The organism is Thalassococcus sp. BH17M4-6, assembly GCF_049323015.1.
In the GTDB taxonomy this organism is placed as follows: domain Bacteria; phylum Pseudomonadota; class Alphaproteobacteria; order Rhodobacterales; family Rhodobacteraceae; genus Puniceibacterium.
Genome location: NZ_JBMPGU010000016.1, coordinates 57,276 through 76,120, shown reverse-complemented (window position 1 = coordinate 76,120; position 18,845 = coordinate 57,276). Strand labels below are relative to the sequence as shown.

The 18,845-nt window shown below is 65.0% G+C and carries 16 protein-coding genes; 6 read left to right on the top strand and 10 right to left on the bottom strand.

Annotated features, from left to right (window positions below):
* The 3 genes from lpdA to ACOXXX_RS18845 all read left to right on the top strand — a co-directional run.
* Positions 1–1,612: dihydrolipoyl dehydrogenase (gene lpdA / locus ACOXXX_RS18855; protein ID WP_422828164.1), on the top strand; the 1,612-nt coding region annotated here is incomplete at its 5' end.
* A 66-nt stretch (positions 1,613–1,678) separates the two neighbouring features.
* Positions 1,679–2,113 carry a hypothetical protein gene (locus ACOXXX_RS18850; RefSeq protein ID WP_422828163.1) on the top strand — a complete coding sequence of 145 codons (435 nt, stop codon included), beginning with the start codon at positions 1,679–1,681 and terminating at the stop codon, positions 2,111–2,113.
* Positions 2,114–2,219: 106 nt separating this feature from the next.
* Positions 2,220–3,851, top strand: a complete 1,632-nt coding sequence (locus tag ACOXXX_RS18845; RefSeq protein WP_422828162.1) for an FAD-dependent oxidoreductase — start codon at positions 2,220–2,222, stop codon at positions 3,849–3,851.
* 180 nt (positions 3,852–4,031) lie between these two features.
* On the opposite strand, the gene ACOXXX_RS18840 is transcribed toward ACOXXX_RS18845, so the two are convergent.
* The 5 genes from ACOXXX_RS18840 to ACOXXX_RS18820 all read right to left on the bottom strand — a co-directional run bounded on the left by ACOXXX_RS18840 (position 4,032) and on the right by ACOXXX_RS18820 (position 9,146).
* Entirely contained in the window at positions 4,032–4,190 is a 159-nt protein-coding gene (locus ACOXXX_RS18840) for a hypothetical protein (protein WP_422828161.1), read from the bottom strand.
* A gap of 154 nt (positions 4,191–4,344) precedes the next feature.
* Positions 4,345–6,111, bottom strand: a complete 1,767-nt coding sequence (locus ACOXXX_RS18835) for a PQQ-dependent methanol/ethanol family dehydrogenase (RefSeq protein WP_422828160.1) — start codon at positions 6,109–6,111, stop codon at positions 4,345–4,347.
* Positions 6,112–6,387: 276 nt separating this feature from the next.
* Positions 6,388–6,942 (bottom strand): tetratricopeptide repeat protein, encoded by a 555-nt coding sequence (locus ACOXXX_RS18830; protein WP_422828159.1) that lies wholly within the window; start codon positions 6,940–6,942, stop codon positions 6,388–6,390.
* Between the two features lie 69 nt (positions 6,943–7,011).
* Entirely contained in the window at positions 7,012–7,950 is a 939-nt protein-coding gene (locus ACOXXX_RS18825) for a YVTN family beta-propeller repeat protein (RefSeq protein WP_422828168.1), read from the bottom strand.
* Between the two features lie 26 nt (positions 7,951–7,976).
* Entirely contained in the window at positions 7,977–9,146 is a 1,170-nt protein-coding gene (locus ACOXXX_RS18820) for an ABC transporter substrate-binding protein (protein ID WP_422828158.1), read from the bottom strand.
* Between the two features lie 194 nt (positions 9,147–9,340).
* Between ACOXXX_RS18820 and pedF the strand changes: the two genes are divergently transcribed.
* Together pedF and ACOXXX_RS18810 are read left to right on the top strand one after the other, a co-directional pair.
* A complete protein-coding gene (gene pedF / locus ACOXXX_RS18815) occupies positions 9,341–10,039 on the top strand; it encodes a cytochrome c-550 PedF (protein ID WP_422828157.1) in 699 nt (232 codons plus the stop codon).
* A 124-nt stretch (positions 10,040–10,163) separates the two neighbouring features.
* Positions 10,164–10,976, top strand: a complete 813-nt coding sequence (locus ACOXXX_RS18810) for a substrate-binding periplasmic protein (protein WP_422828156.1) — start codon at positions 10,164–10,166, stop codon at positions 10,974–10,976.
* A gap of 3 nt (positions 10,977–10,979) precedes the next feature.
* Here the strand turns inward: ACOXXX_RS18810 and ACOXXX_RS18805 are convergent, their stop codons facing one another.
* From ACOXXX_RS18805 to ACOXXX_RS18795, 3 genes are all read right to left on the bottom strand, one after another.
* On the bottom strand, positions 10,980–11,855 hold the full coding sequence (locus ACOXXX_RS18805) for an FAD:protein FMN transferase (RefSeq protein WP_422828155.1): 876 nt from the start codon (positions 11,853–11,855) through the stop codon (positions 10,980–10,982).
* A complete protein-coding gene (locus tag ACOXXX_RS18800; protein ID WP_422828154.1) occupies positions 11,852–13,975 on the bottom strand; it encodes a 4Fe-4S binding protein in 2,124 nt (707 codons plus the stop codon). The genes ACOXXX_RS18805 and ACOXXX_RS18800 overlap by 4 nt, the downstream gene beginning before the upstream one ends.
* Before the next feature lie 72 nt (positions 13,976–14,047).
* A complete protein-coding gene (locus tag ACOXXX_RS18795; RefSeq protein WP_422828153.1) occupies positions 14,048–14,929 on the bottom strand; it encodes a hypothetical protein in 882 nt (293 codons plus the stop codon).
* 78 nt (positions 14,930–15,007) lie between these two features.
* Here ACOXXX_RS18795 and ACOXXX_RS18790 point away from each other — a divergent pair, with 78 nt between their 5' ends.
* Complete coding sequence (locus tag ACOXXX_RS18790; protein WP_422828152.1) at positions 15,008–16,666, top strand: ABC transporter permease; 1,659 nt, start codon at positions 15,008–15,010, stop codon at positions 16,664–16,666.
* Between the two features lie 246 nt (positions 16,667–16,912).
* Here the strand turns inward: ACOXXX_RS18790 and ACOXXX_RS18785 are convergent, their stop codons facing one another.
* Positions 16,913–18,229, bottom strand: a complete 1,317-nt coding sequence (locus ACOXXX_RS18785) for a TRAP transporter large permease (protein ID WP_422828151.1) — start codon at positions 18,227–18,229, stop codon at positions 16,913–16,915.
* On the bottom strand, positions 18,226–18,810 hold the full coding sequence (locus ACOXXX_RS18780) for a TRAP transporter small permease (RefSeq protein ID WP_422828150.1): 585 nt from the start codon (positions 18,808–18,810) through the stop codon (positions 18,226–18,228). Before ACOXXX_RS18780 ends, ACOXXX_RS18785 begins: the two co-directional genes overlap by 4 nt.
* Positions 18,811–18,845 lie beyond the last annotated feature (35 nt).

Here is an 18,845-nt window from a genome sequence, read left to right as displayed (position 1 = left end):
GTCGCCCGCCGCCGGGACGGTCAAGGAGATCAAGGTCAGCGAAGGCGACACCGTGTCCGAGGGATCGGTCATCATGGTGTTCGAAGGCGCCGACGCCGATGACGGCAAGGCCGAGGAGGCGCCGAAAGGGGCCGATGAGGCGCCCAGGGAAGCCCCGAAATCCGTGGCCGCCTCGGGCACCGCGTCGGGCAAGGGCGATGTGCATGGCGAGGTTGTCGTTCTGGGCTCCGGCCCCGGCGGCTACACCGCGGCCTTCCGTGCGGCGGATCTGGGCAAGAGCGTCGTGCTCATTGAAAAGTACCCCTCCCTGGGCGGTGTCTGCCTCAACGTCGGCTGTATCCCGTCCAAGGCGCTCTTGCACGTGGCCAAGGTCATCACCGAGGCCGAGGAGATGGGCAGCCACGGCATCAGCTTCGGCAAGCCCAAGATCAAGCTCGACGATCTGCGCGACTTCAAGGACGGCGTCGTCAACCAGCTGACCGGGGGGCTTTCCGGGCTCGCCAAGGCGCGCAAGGTGCAGGTCGTGCAGGGCTATGGCAAGTTCACCGGCCCCAACATGATCGAGGTCGAGGGCGATGACGGCACCAAGACCGTCAGCTTCGACCAGTGCATCATCGCCGCCGGGTCCGAGCCGGTGGAGCTGCCCTTCATCCCGCATGACGACGAGCGGGTGATCGACAGCACCGGCGCGCTCGAACTCAAGGACATCCCGAAACGGATGCTGGTTCTGGGCGGCGGCATCATCGGTCTGGAAATGGCCTGCGTCTACGACGCGCTGGGGTCCAAGGTCACGGTCGTCGAACTGATGGACCAGATCATTCCCGGCGCCGACAAGGACGTGGTCAAGCCGCTGATGACCCGGATCAAGGGCCGGTACGAGAACATCCTGCTCAAGACCAAGGTCAAGAACGTCGAGGCCCAGAAAGGCGGGCTCAAGGTGACGTTCGAGGACGACAAGGGCGAAGAATCCACCGACACGTTCGACAAGGTGCTGGTGGCCGTGGGCCGCAAGCCCAACGGCAAGCTGATCGACGCCGAGGCGGCGGGGGTCGCTGTGGACGACCGCGGCTTTATCGCCGTGGACAACCAGCAGCGCACCGGTGTCAGCCATATCTTCGCCATCGGCGACGTCGTGGGCCAGCCGATGCTGGCGCACAAGGCGGTGCACGAAGGCAAGGTCGCGGCCGAGGTCTGTGCCGGTGAAAAGCGGTTCTTCGACGCGAAGCTCATCCCGTCGGTCGCCTATACCGACCCCGAGGTCGCCTGGTGCGGGCTCACCGAAACCGAGGCCAAGGCCCAGGGCGTCAAATACGAAAAAGGCGTCTTCCCCTGGGCCGCATCGGGGCGGTCCCTGTCCAACGGGCGCAGCGAAGGCATGACAAAGCTCCTCTTCGACCCCGAAGATGACCGCGTCATCGGCTGCTGCATCGTCGGCACCAACGCGGGCGACCTGATCTCGGAGGCCGCGCTGGCCATCGAAATGGGCGCCGACGCCGTCGACCTCGGACACACAATCCACCCACACCCGACCCTCTCGGAAACCGTCAACTTCGCCGCAGAAATGTTCGAAGGCACAATCACCGACCTCATGCCGCCAAAAAAGAAAAAATAGAGGACAGAACTGGCCTGCAAGCCAGGCACGCGACACCGCAAACCGTAAGAGAGAAGGAAGACACAGATGACCAAGAAGACACCGGACAGCTATGCAGAATTCATGAAAATGTTCGATCCCGAGAATATTTCGAACATGTTCAATCCGCAGGCGATGATGGAGCATTGGGGCGTCAAGACATCCGAATTCGATGCCCAGGAAACCGTGCGGAAGGCACAGGACAAGTTTGACGCGATGGCAAAGGCGAACGAAGCCGCCGCCGCGTCCTATCGCGACCTCATGGAGAAGCAGATGCAGATTTTCCATGATGTCACCGCCGAAGCCATGGCGCATATCAAGACCGGTACGGCGCAGGACGCAGAAGAGGTCTATCATCAGGCCGTGAAGCGGGCACTCGACGTCATGACCGAGTTGTCGGAAAACGTGCGCAAGGCCAATGAGCAAGCCTACGAGGCGATCCGGGCCGAGGTCGATAAGGCGATCAAGGAACTCAAATCCTAGGCGACCAGTCGTACGAAGGCCTCGCTTCCATCTGACACGAAGGGTCGGAAGCGGGGTTTCGTCCGGTGCGGCACGCATACCAGCGAAACGGGTTAGGACCAAGCGAATGGCTCAGACAGGTAGACAGCGGATCCTCGTCCTTGGCGGCGGCTTTGCCGGCATGTTCGCCGCAGGGGAACTGCAACGACGGCTTGGCACGAGCGCCGACATCGAGTTGATAAACGAGGTCAATTACTTTGTTTTTCAGCCGCTTCTGCCCGAGGTTGCAGCGGCCGCGATTTCCACGCGGGATGCGGTGGCGCCGTTGCGGCAATTGCTGCCGGGCGTCAAGGTCCGGCAGGCGCAGATCTTCGATGTGGATCTGGACCGGCGCATCGTCACGATTTTTCAGGGCGTGCAGCGCCGCTACACGGAAGTGGCCTATGATCACCTTGTCATCGCCTTGGGCCAGTCGGTGGATCTGTCCGGCTTTCCCGGCCTGGCCGACCACGCGCTGACGATCAAGACGCTGAGCGACGCGCACAAATTGCGCAACCATGTCATCGACAGGCTGGAGCACGCGGACATCACCGCATTGCCCGAGGTGAAGAAAGAGCTTTTGACATTCACCATTGTCGGCGGCGGCTTTTCCGGTGTCGAAACCGCCGGCGAAATGCGCGATCTGATCACCAAATCGCTCAAGTATTATTCGAATATCGATGCCAGCGAGGTCCGCATCCTGGTGATCGAGTTCGCAGATCGGATTCTGGCCGAACTGGCACCGTCCCTGGGCGAATACGCCAGAACGTTTTTTGAGCGGCAGGGAATAGAGGTGATGCTTGAAACCGGCGTGAAAGAGGCCACCGGAACCCAGATCGAAACCACCAAAGGCGACGTGATCGGAACCCGGACCATCGTCGCCACGATCGGCAATGCCCCCTCCGCCCTGGTTCAGAAAATGGATCTTCCTCAGGCGCACGGTCGCATCAAGACGGATCGCAAGATGCGGGTCGAAAACTCGGCCAATGTCTGGGCGCTTGGGGATGCCGCCCTGATCCCGCTGCGGGACGATCCGACCGAACGCCATCACTGGGCCCCGCCAACGGCGCAATTCGCGGTTCGCGAGGCACGCACACTGGCGCAGAACATCGAGGCGGTTTTCGATGGCCGCGAACCCGAGGATTTTGTCTACCAGTCCAAGGGGGCGATGGCATCGCTCGGCGCCGGGCGCGGTGTGGCCGAAGTTTACGGGATACGGCTTTCGGGGCGGAAGGCATGGCTGCTTTGGCGGATGTACTATCTGTCCTTCGTGCCGGGTTTCGCGACCAAGATCCGGATTGCGGCGAACTGGATACTGGATGCCGTGCTGGGCCGCAGCATCGTGCAGACCGGCTCTGGAAGCCCAATCGGCACGCGGTACGTCCACTACCGCAAAGGTGACCGGATCTTTGAAACCGGCAATCGCGCGGATGGGTTTTACATCGTGGTGAAAGGGGCCGTCGAACTCACCATTCCGGGCAGGGACGGCCATGAGGACAGTGTACAGGAGATTGGCGCCAAAGGGCATTTCGGCGACCGGGTTCTGTTGGGCGAAGGACTGCGGACAGGTACGGTGCGCGCACTTGAGGCCACCGAGATTCTCGTTGTCGGGGCAGAGGATTTCAAACGGATCGTGGCAGCGATGCCCGTTCTTGACGACTATTTCGACCAGTATTTCGCGTCCGTCTATCATCAGTCGAAACCTGGCGTTCAGATTTGAAAAAGAGCGGGACTGCTGCGTTGGTCCGGTGGTCACGAGAGGTTGTCCGGTCGGCGATATTGGTTATGCGGCGGCATCGAACAAGTCGGAGATGACTCTGAACGTTGCTGTCGCATCAGTTCGGTTGCGCCCCTGGGTCGGGGCGTCGGTAGCAGGTCGCCGCTCGTCAAGAGATCTCGGTCAGCCGATATGATTGCTCTGGCGGGCTGGTCTGGCGCAGTCGGTCTGTTTGCCATGCCAAAGCTCTTTCATGAAATCCGTCGGGACCCTGTTTCGGTCCGTGGTCAGCCCGTCCGGAACCGCGTCTTGCCGGAATTCCTCCGTCCGTTTCTGTCCCATGGTCAGGCCCTTTGTTGCGGTAAATGCGATCAAAAGAGCGGCAACAAATGTAGACACGCTCAAGGGTAGGGTGGCCAGAAGGGACGACCCCATCCCAAACAAAACGGCCCGGGGCAAGCCCCGGGCCGGTCTCATGTCCTCAAGCAGTCTGCGCTTATTGCGAGGACGCCAGTTCCTTCGGCATCTTGAAGGTCCAGAGCAGGCCGCCCTGGTTCAGGAAGTTTACCTTCTTGGCGACCTCACCACCCCAGAGCGGCACGGCGCCGCCCCAGCCCGAGATCACCGAAACGTACTGTTCGCCGTCCATTTCCCAGGTCACGGGCTGGCCGACGATGCCTGAGCCGGTCTGGAAGGACCACAGCTTCTCGCCGGTTTCGTCATCCAGCGCGATGAACTCGCCTTCGGGCGTGCCAAAGAACACCAGGCCACCCGCGGTGGTCATCACGCCGCCCCAAAGCGGGGCATCGTTCTTGTATTCCCACTTCCATTCGCCGGTATCGGGGTCGATCGCCTTGAGCGAGCCGATGTGATCCTCGTAGTTGGGCTTGATAGTAAAGCCCGAGCCAAGGTAGGCGGCGCCTTTCTTGTAGGTGATGGGCTCGTTCCAGATGTCCATGCCCCATTCGTTAGAGGGCACGTAGAAATTGCCGGTGCGCTGCGAGAACGCCATCGGCATCCAGTTCTTGCCTCCCAGGAAGGACGGAGAGGAGAACACCACCTCACCCTTGTTGCCCTCGACCGCTTCGGAGGGATCGCCGGGGCGGTTATCCTCGACGAACATCGGGCGGCCGGTGTCGTCGATGCCCTCGGCCCAGGTGATGTCCTTGACGAAGGGATGGGCCGAGACAAAGGCGCCGTCTTCGCGGTTGAGCACGTAGAAGAAACCGTTCCGGTCGGCGGTGGCGTAGCGCATGTTGCCGTCGCGGTCGGTATAGGCCACGACCTCGTTCACGCCGTCATAGTCCCAGCCTTCGCGCGGGGTAGTCTGGAAATGCCACTTGATCTCGCCGGTGGCCGGATCGATGCCCAGGCGGCTGGCGGCATAGAGGTTGTCGCCGGAATTGTCGTCGGTGGGCTGGCCCGCGTTGCGCAGGTGGCTGTTCCAGGGCGCGGGGTTGCCGGTGCCGAAGACCAGCGTGTCGGTGTCGGCATCGTAGGAGCCGCCCAGCCACGTGGCGCCGCCGCCGGTTTTCCACATGTCGCCCGGCCAGGTGGCGTTGAGCGTGCCGGTCATGGTGGATTCTTCGCCGTTGAGCGTGCCCATGTGGCCTTCGATCACCGGGCGGGTCCAGACCAGATCGCCGGTGTCGGCGTCGCGTGCCTGCACTTCGCCGACGATGCCGAATTCACCCCCCGAATTGCCGGTGATGATCAGCCCGTCGACGATCAGCGGGGCAGCGGTGTAGGAATAGCCCGCCTTGTAATCGGCGATCTTGTCACGCCACACCACGTCGCCGGTCTTGAGGTCCAGCGCCACGATGCGCGCGTCCAGCGTGCCGAAAAAGATCTTGTCGCCATAGATCGCGGCACCCCGGTTGACCACGTCACAGCAGGGCAGGATGCCTTCGGGCAGGCGGGCGTCGTACTGCCACAATTCCTTGCCGGTCATCACGTCGATGGCATAAAGCCGCGAATAGGACCCGGTGATGTACATCACGCCGTCGTAGATCAGCGGCTGGGTTTCCTGCCCGCGCTGCTTTTCACCGCCCAGTGAAAACGCCCAGGCCGGAACCATCTTGTCGACGTTGTCGCGGTTGATCATGTCGAGCGGCGAATATCGCTGCAGATCGCGGCCCATGCCGTTGGTGACGACCTGGCCGGTCATCTCGCGGTCATTGGCGATCATCTCTTCTGTCACATTGGCCCCGGCTGCGCCCGCAACCAGGATCCCCGCTGTGACGGCGGCGATGAAACGGTTCATGGTATCCTCCCTAAGGTCTGTCGTTCCCGACCGCCCGTCGCATGCGGGGGGCCTCTGGCGGGGAAGGTACAAAGCCGGGGCGCTTGGCGGATACGGCGCTTTGGTCGTACGACCCTTCGACCCTTGACAAGGCCCGGATTCGTCAGGGTGGAATCGTCGCAAAAGTCGCCAGAAACGGCGCGAAACGCGGGTTTCAGAAGGATTTCAGAGCTCAAATGCGGGATCCGGCCGCGAAAACCGCCACATTGTGCTTTGGTCGCAGATGCGCCGCAGGGCTCAGAATGAGGGGGCGTAGCGCCAGTTGTCAGCGTCCGGCGTGACCTCGTCGGGGTCGTACCCCGAGGCCCGAAGCCGTTGCGCGATGTCGAGGCCCGCCTCTGCCGCCTGATCGACGAACGCGCGACCGGCGTCCGCGTCGCGGGCGATGCCGTGACCGCGGATGAGGTTGAGGCCGTGGTTGAACTGCCCGACCGGATCGCCCGCCAGCGCCGCCTGCCTGTCCCACCGGGCAGCAGCGTCGGGGTTGTACTCGGCGCCCAGCCCGTTGTTGTCCAGCTGGCTCATCCAGGTCATCGCGCCGGTATAGCCCGCCTCGGCACAGCGGCGGAACAGTGCGCGCGCGGCGGCATGATTGCCGGATTTCGTGAGCATGTAGCCCGACGCGCAGGTGACCATGTCGGTCGCGCCATTGTCGGAATTCTCGATCACCCGCTGCCAGGTCATCTCGTCGGGGTTCAGCGTTCCCAGCGCGTCGCTTTGGGTTTCCTGCGCCCGGGCGGGACCAAGGGCGGGCAGGGCGAGGCAAAGTGCCATGACAAGGCGGCAGGACATCGGCAACACTCCTTCTTTGCGGATAAACTATCACGGGGCGCGGCATTGTCGAAGCCTCGACCGGCAGGCTCAGTCCGTGGGGCGGAAGGCAGCGCCCCAGGGGAAGCGTCCGACCGGGATACTCTTGATCGCCTCGCGGTCGGCCACGTCGATCACGGTGACATCGCCCGAAACGCCGTTGGTCGTGAAAAGCAGGCTGCGATCGGCATTGAACGCCATGTGCCAGACGCGGCGACCGACCAGGATGTAATCCTCGACCTCGTAGGTGTCGGCATCGACCACGGCAACGTGGTTCGACGGGCCAAGTGCGACGAAGGCGTGGCTGTCGCCCTCGCTGAATTCAAAGCCCACAGGCTGGATCAGCGAGGGCAGGATGCGCGGCAGTTCAAAGGTGATCTTGGCCTTCTCGGCCTTGGTCGCCACGTCGAAGACGGTGATCGAGCCGCCAATCTCGGAACTGACCCAAAGCTCGGCCCCGTCCTTGACGAATTCGGCGTGGCGGGGGCGGGAATCGACCAGCGTGTTGGCGATCAGATCGCCCGTCGCGGTGTCGATCCAATGCGCCATGTTGGTGGTTTCCGACGTGGTGATCGCGATGGTGCCGTCCGGCGAAACCGCCATGCCTTCGGGTTCGATCCCGACGTTGATCTGGCGCACGACATGGCGGGTTTCGGTGTCGACGACGGTGGTGATCGCGTCATCCTCGTTGGCGATGTAAAGGTGTCGGTTGTCGGGATGCAGGGCGAACTGTTCGGGATCCTCGCCCGAGGGCAGATCATGCAGGATCTCGCCCGTGTCAGGATCCATCACCTGCACCGCATCTGAATCCGAGGCGCAGATATAGACCACGGAATGGTCATGCGAAAAGGTGATGCCGCGTGGGCGGTCGCCGGTGGGGATGGTGCGCGTTACCGCAAGCGTGTCGATGTCGATCACGCTGATCGTGTCGTCCTTTTCGTTGGTCACCCAGATTTCATCCGCCGCAACGGGGACGGCGGCCAGGGCCATCAGGAGCGTCAGGCCAGACAGGCGGTTCAGCGAAAGGCGGTGCATTCGGACTCCGTGATATCAAGGCCCAGGGTGTCGAGTGGATTGGTCTGGTGCAGGAACCCGTCAAGCGGCGCCTGCGCGGCCAGACCGCGCGGATGGGCCAGCGCAATGGGCTGGCGCAGCTGGCCGTTCCAGCCGCGAAAGGTCAGCGGCGCGCCCTTGAAGCCCGCGAGTTCGAAATCGTCGCCCAGCAGGTAGCCGCGCACGCTGGCGGCGTCGCCTTTGCTGGTGCGTGTCACCGCCTCTCCGATCGCGCGAACGGCGGCCCAGGCGGCATAGTCCTCATCCCGCATGTCGCGGCCTGCCTGATCGCGGAACCGGGTCTGAAGTTGCAGCGCGCCCCATTGTTCGATGACCGGCGCCCAGGCGGACGGCACCAGCCCCTCGGACCCGACGACCGGGCGCGGCAGCCAGGTGTTGTAAAGCATGTAGCGCCCGAAATCGCGCGCCTCGTCCGCGACGATCAGCACGTCGAAGGCACCCAGCCCCTGGGTAAGGCTCGCGACCTCGGTCGACGCGCTGCGGCGCAGATCGGCCTGCAGGGTCCAGTCCGCGCGGCTGCCGATCTCGAGCCCGAATTTGTGCACCGATGCCTCGATCGCCTCGGCAAAGGCCAGATCGTCGGCGTAGGGGCCGGTGACCAGCGCCAGATCGCGCCAGCGCCGCTGCACCAGAAGCTGCACCAGCGCATCCGCCAGCATGGCGCGGGACGGAATGGTATGCAGCAGGTTGGCGCGACAGTCCCCGTCCCGCAGCGCCACGTCAGGCGCTGCCACGTTGAAAAGCAGCGCGCCCTTTGCGTCGGCCCGGTCGGCGGCGGCCAGCACGGCATTTTTCGGTGCATCGACCAGCAGCAGGTCGGTCGTGGCAATAGCCGCGTCCACCGCGGCGGTCCAGTCTCCGCCCTCGGGCACGGTGACGGCCTCCATCGCGTAGCTCTGGCCCAGGAATCGCCCCGTCGTCGCGTTTTCGTCAATGGCCAGGGCCGCGCCCGCCAGGCCCAGATCCACGGGCGGCACCTCCAGCTCCGACAGGTTGGGCGGCGGCCCAACGCTCAGTTTGAGATAGGCGATCCTGACCTCGACCGCCTGCGCGGCGCCGGTGGTCAGGCACAGGCCTAGAACACCCGCGATGATCGATTTCAGGCTGAACATTGGCTACGGCTCCTCCACGCCTCGCGGACGGTACGTTGGCGGGCGGATCGCGCAAATACGACCAATGTCCTGCGCCAAATCCGCCGTGCGGGGGGTGTTTCGCACCAAAGTCCTATTCCGGGGGGCGGGGCGGGTCCGTATCACTTGGGGCGAGAGGCACGACGCTGTCCGTTCGCGCCGAGAGAGGAGTTATCATGGACCATCTGCCCCCCCTTCCGACCCGGATCGCCCGGACCGCTGCCGCCGCCGGGGCGTTCGTGCTGGCCGCCACGCTGGTCCTTGCCCATGGCGATGTCGCGCCGCAGCCGGTCGATACCGATGCGCTGCCCGATGTCGGCGAAGAGTGGCTGACCGAAAATCCCTACCGTGCCGACGCGGCCGGCGAAGAGGTCTGGGCCGCCGCGGTCGAGATCGGCGCTTCGGGCTACAACCAGAACTGCGCGCGCTGCCACGGGCTCGAGGTCGTGTCGGGCGGGCTGGCCCCCGATCTGCGGTTCCTGGAGGCGGAGGAATACGGGGATGAATGGTACGTCGAACGTTTCCGCACCGGCTATACCCAGAACGGCACGACCAAGATGCCGGCCTTTGGCGAGCTTCTGGGCCAGAAGGCCGCCTGGGCGATCCGGACCTACATCGAAACCCGGCCCGATGGTGACAGCATTGCCGAATACGAGGCCGAACTGGCCGAACTGCGCGACACGCTCAAGGACGGCAGCGCCGACCGGGATGCGGCGCAGGCGCGTCTGGCGGAAATCGCGGGTGAGATCGAAACCCTTTCCGGCGCACCGGTGGCCGACAGCGTAGCCTACCGCGCCGCGAACCAGCTGGCCGCAGGCAACGATCAGGACAAGGCCGCCGAGACTCTGACCATCGGCCTGTCTGCGGCGCATTGAGTGCTGCGATGATGCCCCCTGTAACAGGCATATCCGCATGATGCCGTCTCTCCCCGGTTGTGCGGTTTTGGCGTCGGTCCTTTGGGCCGGCGCCGTTTTCGCGGCGGATCCCTGCGCTGATTACGTGCCACAACCCAAGCCGCAGAACGCAAGCCGCGACATCGTCGGGCAGGACATCGACACGATCCTGGAGCGCGGCTATCTGCGCTTTGCGGTCTACGAGGATTTCGCGCCCTATTCCTGGCAGGACGGGGCCGAGCCGCGCGGCGTCGACGTGGAACTGGCCCGGCTGGTGGCGCAGGATCTGGGCGTCGAGGCGCGGTTCGATTTCGTCGCCGCCGCTGAGACGCTTCAAACGGATCTGCGCAGCTATATCTGGCAGGGCCCGGTGGTGGGTGGCAGCGTGTCCAACGTGATGATGCACGTGCCCTTCGATCCCAGCTTTGCCTGCCGGGTCGAGCAGGTGACCTTTACCGGGCTTTACATGCAGGACAGGATCGCCATCGCCTATGACGAAGGATATTACGAGGGCGCGAAACCCGTCCCCGCCTATTTCCGTTTCGATACCGTCGGGGTGGAAAACGATTCGCTGTCGGATTTCTACCTGTCGAGCTTTGCGGGCGGACAGACCCGCGCCGGGGTGCGACGGTTTGCGGATGTCGGCGCCGCGATGGAGAGCCTCGCCGCCGGAGAGATCAACGCCGTCATGGCCCCGCGCGTGCAGCTGGAACATGGGTTGACCGAGGGCATCGCGGTGCATGAACCGCCGCTGCCGGGGCTTGCCAAGTCAAGCTGGAACGTCGGGGTCGCACTGCATTTCGCCTACAAACCGCTGGGCTACGCGGTCGATGACGCGATCCGCAAGGTGATCGAGGACGGGCGCCTGGCGCAGGTGTTTCAGGACTACGGCCTGACCTTTCAGGAAGCGTCCTGGTAGCGGTCAGACGCTGATGACATCGCCCTCTGCCGAGACGCAGACGATCCGGCCAAGGCCTGCGTTCCGCTTCAGGCGGCCAAGCTCCTTTCGCGACATGAACACCGCCGCCGTTGACAGCGCATCGGCCAGCGTGGCCGTCGGGGCGGCGATGCTGACGGTGGACCATACCGGAGCCTGACCGCGCGGATTGAGGATATGGGTCGCATTTGCCCCCAGCCGCAGCGCCCCGGGGCTGGATGTGGCGATGGCCCCGTCGCGCAGTGTGCGCCAGCCCACAAGACCCGCCTCGGGGTCGGACAGACCCAGACGGAAGGGCCCGCCAAGCGCGCCCGTTTCGCCGATATCGGCCAGCACCTGCGTTGCGCCCCGCCCCCTGAGATGCGCCAGCACAAGATCGGTGGCAAAGCCCTGCGCGATCCCGTTCAGCGTCAGTGCCTGCCCGGGGGCGAGCGTCACGCCCGCGTCCACAGACACCCGTTGCCAGCCCATGCGAGCCTTCGCATGCGCTACGTCGCCACCCCCGGCCAGCGCCGCCCAAAGCGGCTGGACCGTGGGGTCGAAAATGCCGTCGGTCAGGTGATGCGCCCGGTCCGCCGCCCGCAGCACTTGCCGCATCCAGGGCGACGGGCGGGGCAGGGTGCCCGTGCGGTTGAGCTGCGACAGCTCCGACGCGGGATCGTACAGGCTGAACGTGCGCTCGATCCGGGCCAGAAGGCCGGGCACCTCGTCCAGCAACCGCTCTGCCCGTGCATCCGCCCCGTCGATCCGCAGCGACACGTCGGCGCCGAAGGCCCGCCCGGACCAGTGGGGGCCCGCCCCCGCCAGCGCCGGAGCCGCGCCGAAACACGCGGCGATGGTCAGGAACCGCCGCCGTTTCATTCCACCACCGCCGGGCCAAGCGTGTTGGGATGCCCGGTGATCCGAGGCATCCGCTTGTCCTTGCGCGCTTCCAGCCGCAACGGCACGCACTGGGCCGCGTCGTCATGGATGGTTACGCAGTCAAGACACTGGAAACATTCGGAATAGACGATCTCTCCGGTCTTTCTGATCGCATCGTACTGGCATTCCACCCGGCACAGCTGGCACGGGGAGCCGCATTCGAGCCGCCGCGGAATCCAGCGCCGCAGCCGCAGCGCGCCGCCGATGGCCATGAGCGCGCCCAAGGGGCAGACATAGCGGCAAAATCCCTTGAAAAGCACCATGCCAAGGAAAACCCAGAAAAGCGCATAGGCGGCATAGTACCATTCGCGCAGAAAGAAGGTCGTGATCGCGGTCTTGAACGGCTCGACCTCGGCGGCCTTGTCCATCTGCGCGGGGATCGCGACGGTGACCCAAGCAAGAGCCGCCAGCACCAGGTACTTGAGCCATTTCAGCCGGTCGTCCCAACGCGCGGGCACGCGGATCTGACGCAGCCGCAACAGGCGGCCCAGATGATGCGCGAATTCCTGCAGCGCGCCGAAGGGGCAGAGCCAGCCACAAAAGAGCCCGCGCCCCCAAAGGAAAAACCCCAAGATCGCGGCCCCCCAGATCAGGAGCGAGAAGGGATCGTAAAGCAGGAACGCGAGGCTGCCCTGCGACAGCGTCGCCTGCAGGGTCGCAAGCGGCGTCACGATCGACAACTGACCCTGACCCCACCAGCCGACAAAGCCCAGCACCACGGCCAGCACACTCAGGCGGAAGGGCGTGTAGGCGCGCAGTCCGGCCAGTCGGGACTGGAAGAAAAGGAGCGCGGGCAGCAGCATGGCCAGCAGCACCGCCGCCGCGATCAGGTCGGCGCGGCGGTTCCAGACCGCGATCTCGAACGGTGACCGGCTGCGCGCGGCGGCCTGCGGCTCGGTGAAGAAGCGGTCGGGCGTGGTGTGCTCGACGCTCAACGTCACGGATCCGGTTTCGGGCTGGAACATGCCGTGCTGGCGTACCGCCTGCACCTCGAGCGTCCAGGGTCGGGTCGGATCGAAGCCCAGCCGACGGTCGGTGCGCAGCACCATCGCGCGGGCGTCCAGCAGCGCCTCGGGCAGGTCGGGATTGAGGTCGATCAGCAGGTCGGCATCGCGCAGCGCCACCGGAAACCCGTCCTGCGCCATACCGATCCAGTCGGGCGAGGTGTTGCGAACGAAATCCTCGGACACCAAACCGTGTCGTCCCGCCTCGATCAGCAGAATCGGTTCATCGTCGCCCGATATCTCGCGAAAGTCATTCAGGGTATCGACCGTGTCCGTGTCGAAGACCGCGCGGGCGATGGCGGGCGGGCCCACGTCGACGGCCCAGAGGTCGAGGTAGGGCGCATCGGGGTCGTCCTGCGCTTCGGGATCGTCGTATTCCCAAAGCGTCCCGTCAAAAAGCGCCTGCACTTCGGCATTTGTGAGCCGCAGGCGCGCGGCGATGCCCTGATCGACCAGATCCTGCCAACTCAGATCCTCGTCATAGTCCAGCGCCGGGGAGGGGGGACGCCCCGCGCTCACCCCGCGCATCCGGCTGCGCGCCACCTGCAGCGTCGCGGCAAGGATGCTTTCATGCGCGATCCGGACGCTGGCGGTGGCCTTGGTCACCCCGTCCAGATAGACCAGGTGCCCGCCGCCATCGCCCGACCCGTAAGGCGTGCCCACCACCAGCGTTTCCGAGATGGAGTGCCCCCGGTATTGCTCGAAGAACGCATGAAACGGGGCCTGACCCAGACCCGACACAAAGATCGGCTCGTTATGCGTCAGCAGTTGCACATCCAGAAACCGGCCGTCGAGGTCGAGCACCACCAGCACGTTGATCGGCGCGCCGGAAAAGCCGGGCAGGGCCGCCATCGGTTCGGTCTGAAAGACATACCCCGCCTCGGCCCCGCCAGAGTTCAGAAGCTGGTAGACGCCATCTTCGGTGATCTCTTCGCCCAGGCTCATGGGCGGGGCGATGCGCGCGGCCAGTGCTGCGCGGTCCAGCACCTCGGCCCCGGCGGCCAGCACCGAAACCGTCCAGAGAAGAATCGCCGCAATGCCCAGCCGAATGTTCATTCGGCGATGTTAACCACGGCCCACGGCCCGCAAATATCCGACTTTCGTCGGGACGGCCGCGCCCCTTTTGGATCAGGGGGCGATCACCGTGACGCCGGACATGCGCGAGATGTCATAGACATCCTCTTCGTAAAGCTCGGTCAGCATGTCGACATACGCCTCGTCCCAGCCGGGCAGATCAAGCTCTTCCTCGATCTCCTCGTCCATCGCGTATTTGTCGAGAAACGCCACCATCACCCGGCGCTTCTGCATCTCGTTGATATGCGGATGGTCCTTGAGGTAGGCGCGAAAGCGTTTCATGCCCTCGGGGTCCATGATCTCCTGCAGCAGATCGAAAGAGCCGATGATCTTGCGGTTAAGCTCGATCCCGGCCATTTCGCGCATGATCTGGCCCCAGATGAGCGGCGTATCCTCGTTGCACCAGATCGTCAGCGCCACGTCGGGATGTTCGGTGCGGATGCGGGTGATCAGGTCGGACCAGCGCAGGTGCATCGGATCGACGCCACACATGAATGCGTCAAAGCTGGCATGCGGGGTGCGGGCATAAACGGCGGGCAGGAACGTCGCGGGGTTGCGCAGGCCCATGTGCAGTTCGATCCCGTCGCCCACGAACAGGTCCTTCATGTTCCAGATCCGCTGTTCGGCCTTGCGGTACAGCCGCCCGCCCGCCAGCGCCTGCTTGGGCACGGTAAAAAGGTTCTCGTGGCTCAGGATCAGGCGGTCCACCTGGTCGGCATCCACCGACAGGAGCGCATCCAGCAGTATTTCGCGCGCATCCGGCGCCGGGGCATTGTCGCCCAGGGTGTTGATCAGCTGCGACAGCAGCTTGCGATAGCGCGACGGACCCGGAATGGCGACGCCGTCGGCGCGAAAGGCGTCGGCGTTGCGCAGCAGCCCCTTCAAGAGCTTGTCGTCGTCGGTGCAATGCACCCCAGTGTGAAGAATGACCTGCATCGGGGGTCTTTTGGTTGCCTCAACGTCGCACTATAAGCGCTTTTGCGACCAGCGAAACCGCTTTCCGAAAGGCCCGACATGTCCGCGACAGAAAGCCAAGGCCACGCCGCGCGGCGGCGTCTGCGCTGGCCCAGCCCGTGGTCGGTCGGTGCGGCCCTGATCGCGGCCATCGTGCTGGGGCCGATCGTGTCGGTGGTGTGGCTGGCGCTGTTTCCCTCCGACAACATCTGGCCGCATCTCATTGCCACGACCCTGCCACGCTATCTGGTGACTACCGGGGTACTGATGGGGGCGGTGGGGCTCCTGTCAGCGATCATCGGCACCGGCTGCGCCTGGATGGTGGCGCGCTACGAGTTCCCGGGCCGGCGCTGGCTGGAGTGGCTGCTGTTGCTGCCGCTCGCCATCCCGGCCTACCTGGGGGCCTATGCTCTGGTGGATTTCCTGGAATACGCGGGGCCGGTGCAGACCGCGCTGCGCAGCGCCTTCGGGTGGAGTTCGGCACGCGACTACTGGTTTCCCCAGATCAGGTCGATGGGCGCGGCGGTGCTGGTGCTGTCGGCGGCGCTTTATCCTTACGTCTACCTGCTGGCGCGCGCGGCCTTCCGCGAACAGTCGGGCAGCGCCGAAGAGGTGGCGCAGTCGCTGGGCGCGGGGGCTTTGGGCCGGTTCTGGCGCGTCGGTCTGCCGCTGGCGCGCCCGGCCATCGCGGCGGGGGTGGCGATCGTGATGATGGAAACGGTCAACGATTTCGGTACGGTCGATTACTTTGCGGTACAGACGCTGACCACCGGCATCTTTTCGGTCTGGCTGCAGGCGGGCAACGCGGGAGGGGCGGCACAGATCGCCTGCGTCGTGCTGGTGCTGGTGATCGTTCTGGTCACGCTCGAGAAATCGAGCCGCCGCCGCATGCGGTTCTTCAATCTTTCCTCGCGCCATCGCCCGGTGGCGCGGCGGCCGCTGACCGGCGGGTCGGGCCTTGTGGCGCTGGTGATCTGCGCGGTGCCCTTCGCGGTCGGGTTCGTGCTGCCGGTGGCGGTGCTGCTCAGCCATGCTTTCGACACCGGCGCGCGCTGGGGGGACGGCGCCCTGTTGGACGCGATGCGCAACACGCTGATGGTGGGCGGCATCGCTGCGGTGATCACCGTGCTGGGCGGGGTGTTTCTGGTCTATGGCGTGCGGCTTTCGGGGCGCAGCCTGCCGCGGCTGCTGCTGCCGGTGACGACCATCGGCTATGCCGCGCCCGGCGCGGTGCTGGGGGTGGGCATACTCATCCCGCTGGCCTTGGCCGATCACGCGCTGGCCGACACGGTCGAGGCGCTGACCGGCCACGACATCGGCCTGCTGCTGACCGGATCGGCCTTTGCGCTGGTGCTGGCCTATTGCGTGCGCTTCTTTGCCATCGCGCAGGGGGCGGCGGATGCGGCGATGGGGCGCGTGTCGCCCAACCTTGCGCTCGCGGCGCGGTCGCTGGGGCGCAGCCAGGGGCAGACGCTCGGGGCGGTCTATGTGCCGCTGATGCGTGCGTCGGTCGCGTCGGCGCTGCTTCTGGTCTTCGTGGACTGTGTCAAGGAGCTGCCCGCGACGCTGCTGCTGCGGCCCTTCAACTTCGACACGCTGGCAACGCGCGTTCATGCGCAGGCGAGCCTTGAGAACATCGCCGGGGCGACGCCCGCGGCGCTGCTGATCATCCTGGTGGGGCTTTGCGCGGTCGGCTTGCTGGCCCGCGCGAACCGCTGACGGTGCACGCTCTGGCGCGTGCAGGCGAGGCCGACCTCGCGCCAAGCCGGATCGGCGGGCCGGGGACTGCCGCTTTGACGCACGTTCCTCTCGTTTTATCCATCCGTCCCGCAGAACGCGGAAACGATGGACATGCTTCACCGAAGCGGCAGGCCGCGGGACGGCCCGCCGCTCTGGCTTGGCGCCGCGCCGTGCGCGGCTTGATTCCAAGCCAGCGGGGACGGACTTGCGCCCTGCTACGTCAGTCTACTCCGGCAGCAGGAACAGCGTGATCGCCGGGAACAGCACCAGCAGGATCACCCGCAGGATGTCCGAGGTCACGAACCACATCACCGCGCGGTAGGTCTGGGTCATCGGCGTGTCGCGATCCATGGCGTTGATGATGAAGAGGTTCATCCCCACCGGCGGGGTGATCAGCCCCACCTCGACCACGATCAGCACCAGGATGCCGAACCAGATCGCCAGGTGTTCGGCGCTCATCCCGAAATCAAGCAGGCTGATCACAGGAAAGAAGATCGGGATGGTCAGCAGGATCATCGAAAGGCTGTCCATCAGGCAGCCGAAGATCAGGTAGAAGACCAGGATCATCGCAAGCACCGTCCACGGGCTGAGCCCGAGGCCGACAACCCAGGACGACAGTTCCTGCGGCACCTGACTGAGCGCGAGAAAGCTGTTGTAGAAGCTCGCCCCCAGCACGATGAAAAAGATCATCGCAGTGCTGGTCGCTGTTGCGATGATGCTTTGCCGGAAAAGCGCCCAGCTCAGGTTGCCCGACACCAGCGCGATCAGCCCGGTGCCTGCTGCCCCCACGGCGGCGCCTTCGGTGGGAGTGAACCAGCCCAGATAGATGCCGCCGACCACGAGGCAGAAGACCAGCAGCACCGGCCAGACGTTGATCAGCGCGCGCAGCCGTTCTGCCTGCGGCACCGGCGGGCGGGTGCCCGCTGCCTCGGGATGCCGCCGCACGTAAAGCGAAATAGTGAGGATATAGCCAAGCGCGGCCAGCAGGCCGGGGATGAAGGCCGCCAGAAACAGCTTGGCGATGTTCTGTTCGGTGAGGATCGCATAGATCACCAGAATGACCGAAGGCGGGATCAGGATGCCCAGCGTGCCGCCCGCTGCCAGCGTCGCGGTGGAAAATCCGCCCGAATAGCCGTAGCGGCGCAGTTCCGGCAGGGCCACCCGGCTCATCGTGGCAGCGGTGGCCAGGCTTGATCCGCAGATCGCACCAAAGCCTGCGCAGGCGCCCACGGCCGCCATCGCCACGCCGCCGCGTCGGTGCCCCAGAAAGCTTTCAGCGGCCTTGAAAAGCGCCGCCGACATGCCCGACAGGGTGGCGAACTGGCCCATCAGCAGGAACATCGGGATGATGGTCAGCGAATAGCTGGAGAAGGTCGTGTAGGTCTCGCTTTTCAGCTTGGCCATGAACATCGACGTGCCGCCCATGGCAAAGTAAAGCCCGCCCAGCCCGCACAGCATCATCGCCAGCCCGATGGGCGCGCGCAGAAAGATCATCGCCAGAAGCACCGGGAACGACGCGATGCCCATCTCAAGCATGCTCACTGCTGGGCTCCTTCGGGGGCGGGCAGGCGGGGCTGGCCTGTCAGCGCATGGGCGAGCCGCGCATAGGCGCAGTAGACCGCGACAACCGATGCCACGACAGCCGCCGCAAAGCTGGCGGCGTAGGCCCACCAGACCGGGAACTGCAGGATGAAGGTGGTATCGCCGTACTGCATCTTGCCTTCCATCCCGGCGTAAAGCCGCAGGGTGATCAGCACGATGACCGCGGTCAGGACACCCTCCCAGAACGCGATGATCCAGAGGTTGAGCCGTCGCGGCAGGGCCGAGGTAAAGATGTCCACGGTGGCATGCGCGCCGTAGATCTGGCAGGCGGGCAGGAAGGCGAAGATGGCAAAGGCGACACCCGCCTCGACCAGTTCGAAATCCCCGTTGATCGGGCCGACGCCTGTCGCGATGAGCGCGGCGGCGAGGGTTTCGGACAGCCCGGTCAGCAGGTCGGAATGCCCCAGCGTGTTCAGGCCCCGGCCCAGCACGCTCAGGCAGGTCAGCACCACCAGCGCCGTCAGCACCAGCCCGCCCGCGATCGCCATGATCCGCGCCAGACGCTCCATCAGCCGCTGCATCGCCCTGCCTCCGGGTGAGGAATGCGCGCCCTCTT

Coding starts and splice junctions, on each gene's coding strand:
- ACOXXX_RS18820 (WP_422828158.1), bottom strand. CDS start 9,146: ATGTTCAGCCTGAAATCGATCATCGCGGGTGTTCTAGGCCTGTGCCTG.
- ACOXXX_RS18800 (WP_422828154.1), bottom strand. CDS start 13,975: ATGAACATTCGGCTGGGCATTGCGGCGATTCTTCTCTGGACGGTTTCG.
- ACOXXX_RS18845 (WP_422828162.1), top strand. CDS start 2,220: ATGGCTCAGACAGGTAGACAGCGGATCCTCGTCCTTGGCGGCGGCTTT.
- ACOXXX_RS18835 (WP_422828160.1), bottom strand. CDS start 6,111: ATGAACCGTTTCATCGCCGCCGTCACAGCGGGGATCCTGGTTGCGGGC.
- pedF (WP_422828157.1), top strand. CDS start 9,341: ATGGACCATCTGCCCCCCCTTCCGACCCGGATCGCCCGGACCGCTGCC.
- ACOXXX_RS18795 (WP_422828153.1), bottom strand. CDS start 14,929: ATGCAGGTCATTCTTCACACTGGGGTGCATTGCACCGACGACGACAAG.
- ACOXXX_RS18790 (WP_422828152.1), top strand. CDS start 15,008: ATGTCCGCGACAGAAAGCCAAGGCCACGCCGCGCGGCGGCGTCTGCGC.
- ACOXXX_RS18840 (WP_422828161.1), bottom strand. CDS start 4,190: ATGGGACAGAAACGGACGGAGGAATTCCGGCAAGACGCGGTTCCGGAC.
- ACOXXX_RS18850 (WP_422828163.1), top strand. CDS start 1,679: ATGACCAAGAAGACACCGGACAGCTATGCAGAATTCATGAAAATGTTC.
- ACOXXX_RS18825 (WP_422828168.1), bottom strand. CDS start 7,950: ATGGCCCTGGCCGCCGTCCCCGTTGCGGCGGATGAAATCTGGGTGACC.
- ACOXXX_RS18780 (WP_422828150.1), bottom strand. CDS start 18,810: ATGCAGCGGCTGATGGAGCGTCTGGCGCGGATCATGGCGATCGCGGGC.
- ACOXXX_RS18830 (WP_422828159.1), bottom strand. CDS start 6,942: ATGTCCTGCCGCCTTGTCATGGCACTTTGCCTCGCCCTGCCCGCCCTT.
- ACOXXX_RS18805 (WP_422828155.1), bottom strand. CDS start 11,855: ATGAAACGGCGGCGGTTCCTGACCATCGCCGCGTGTTTCGGCGCGGCT.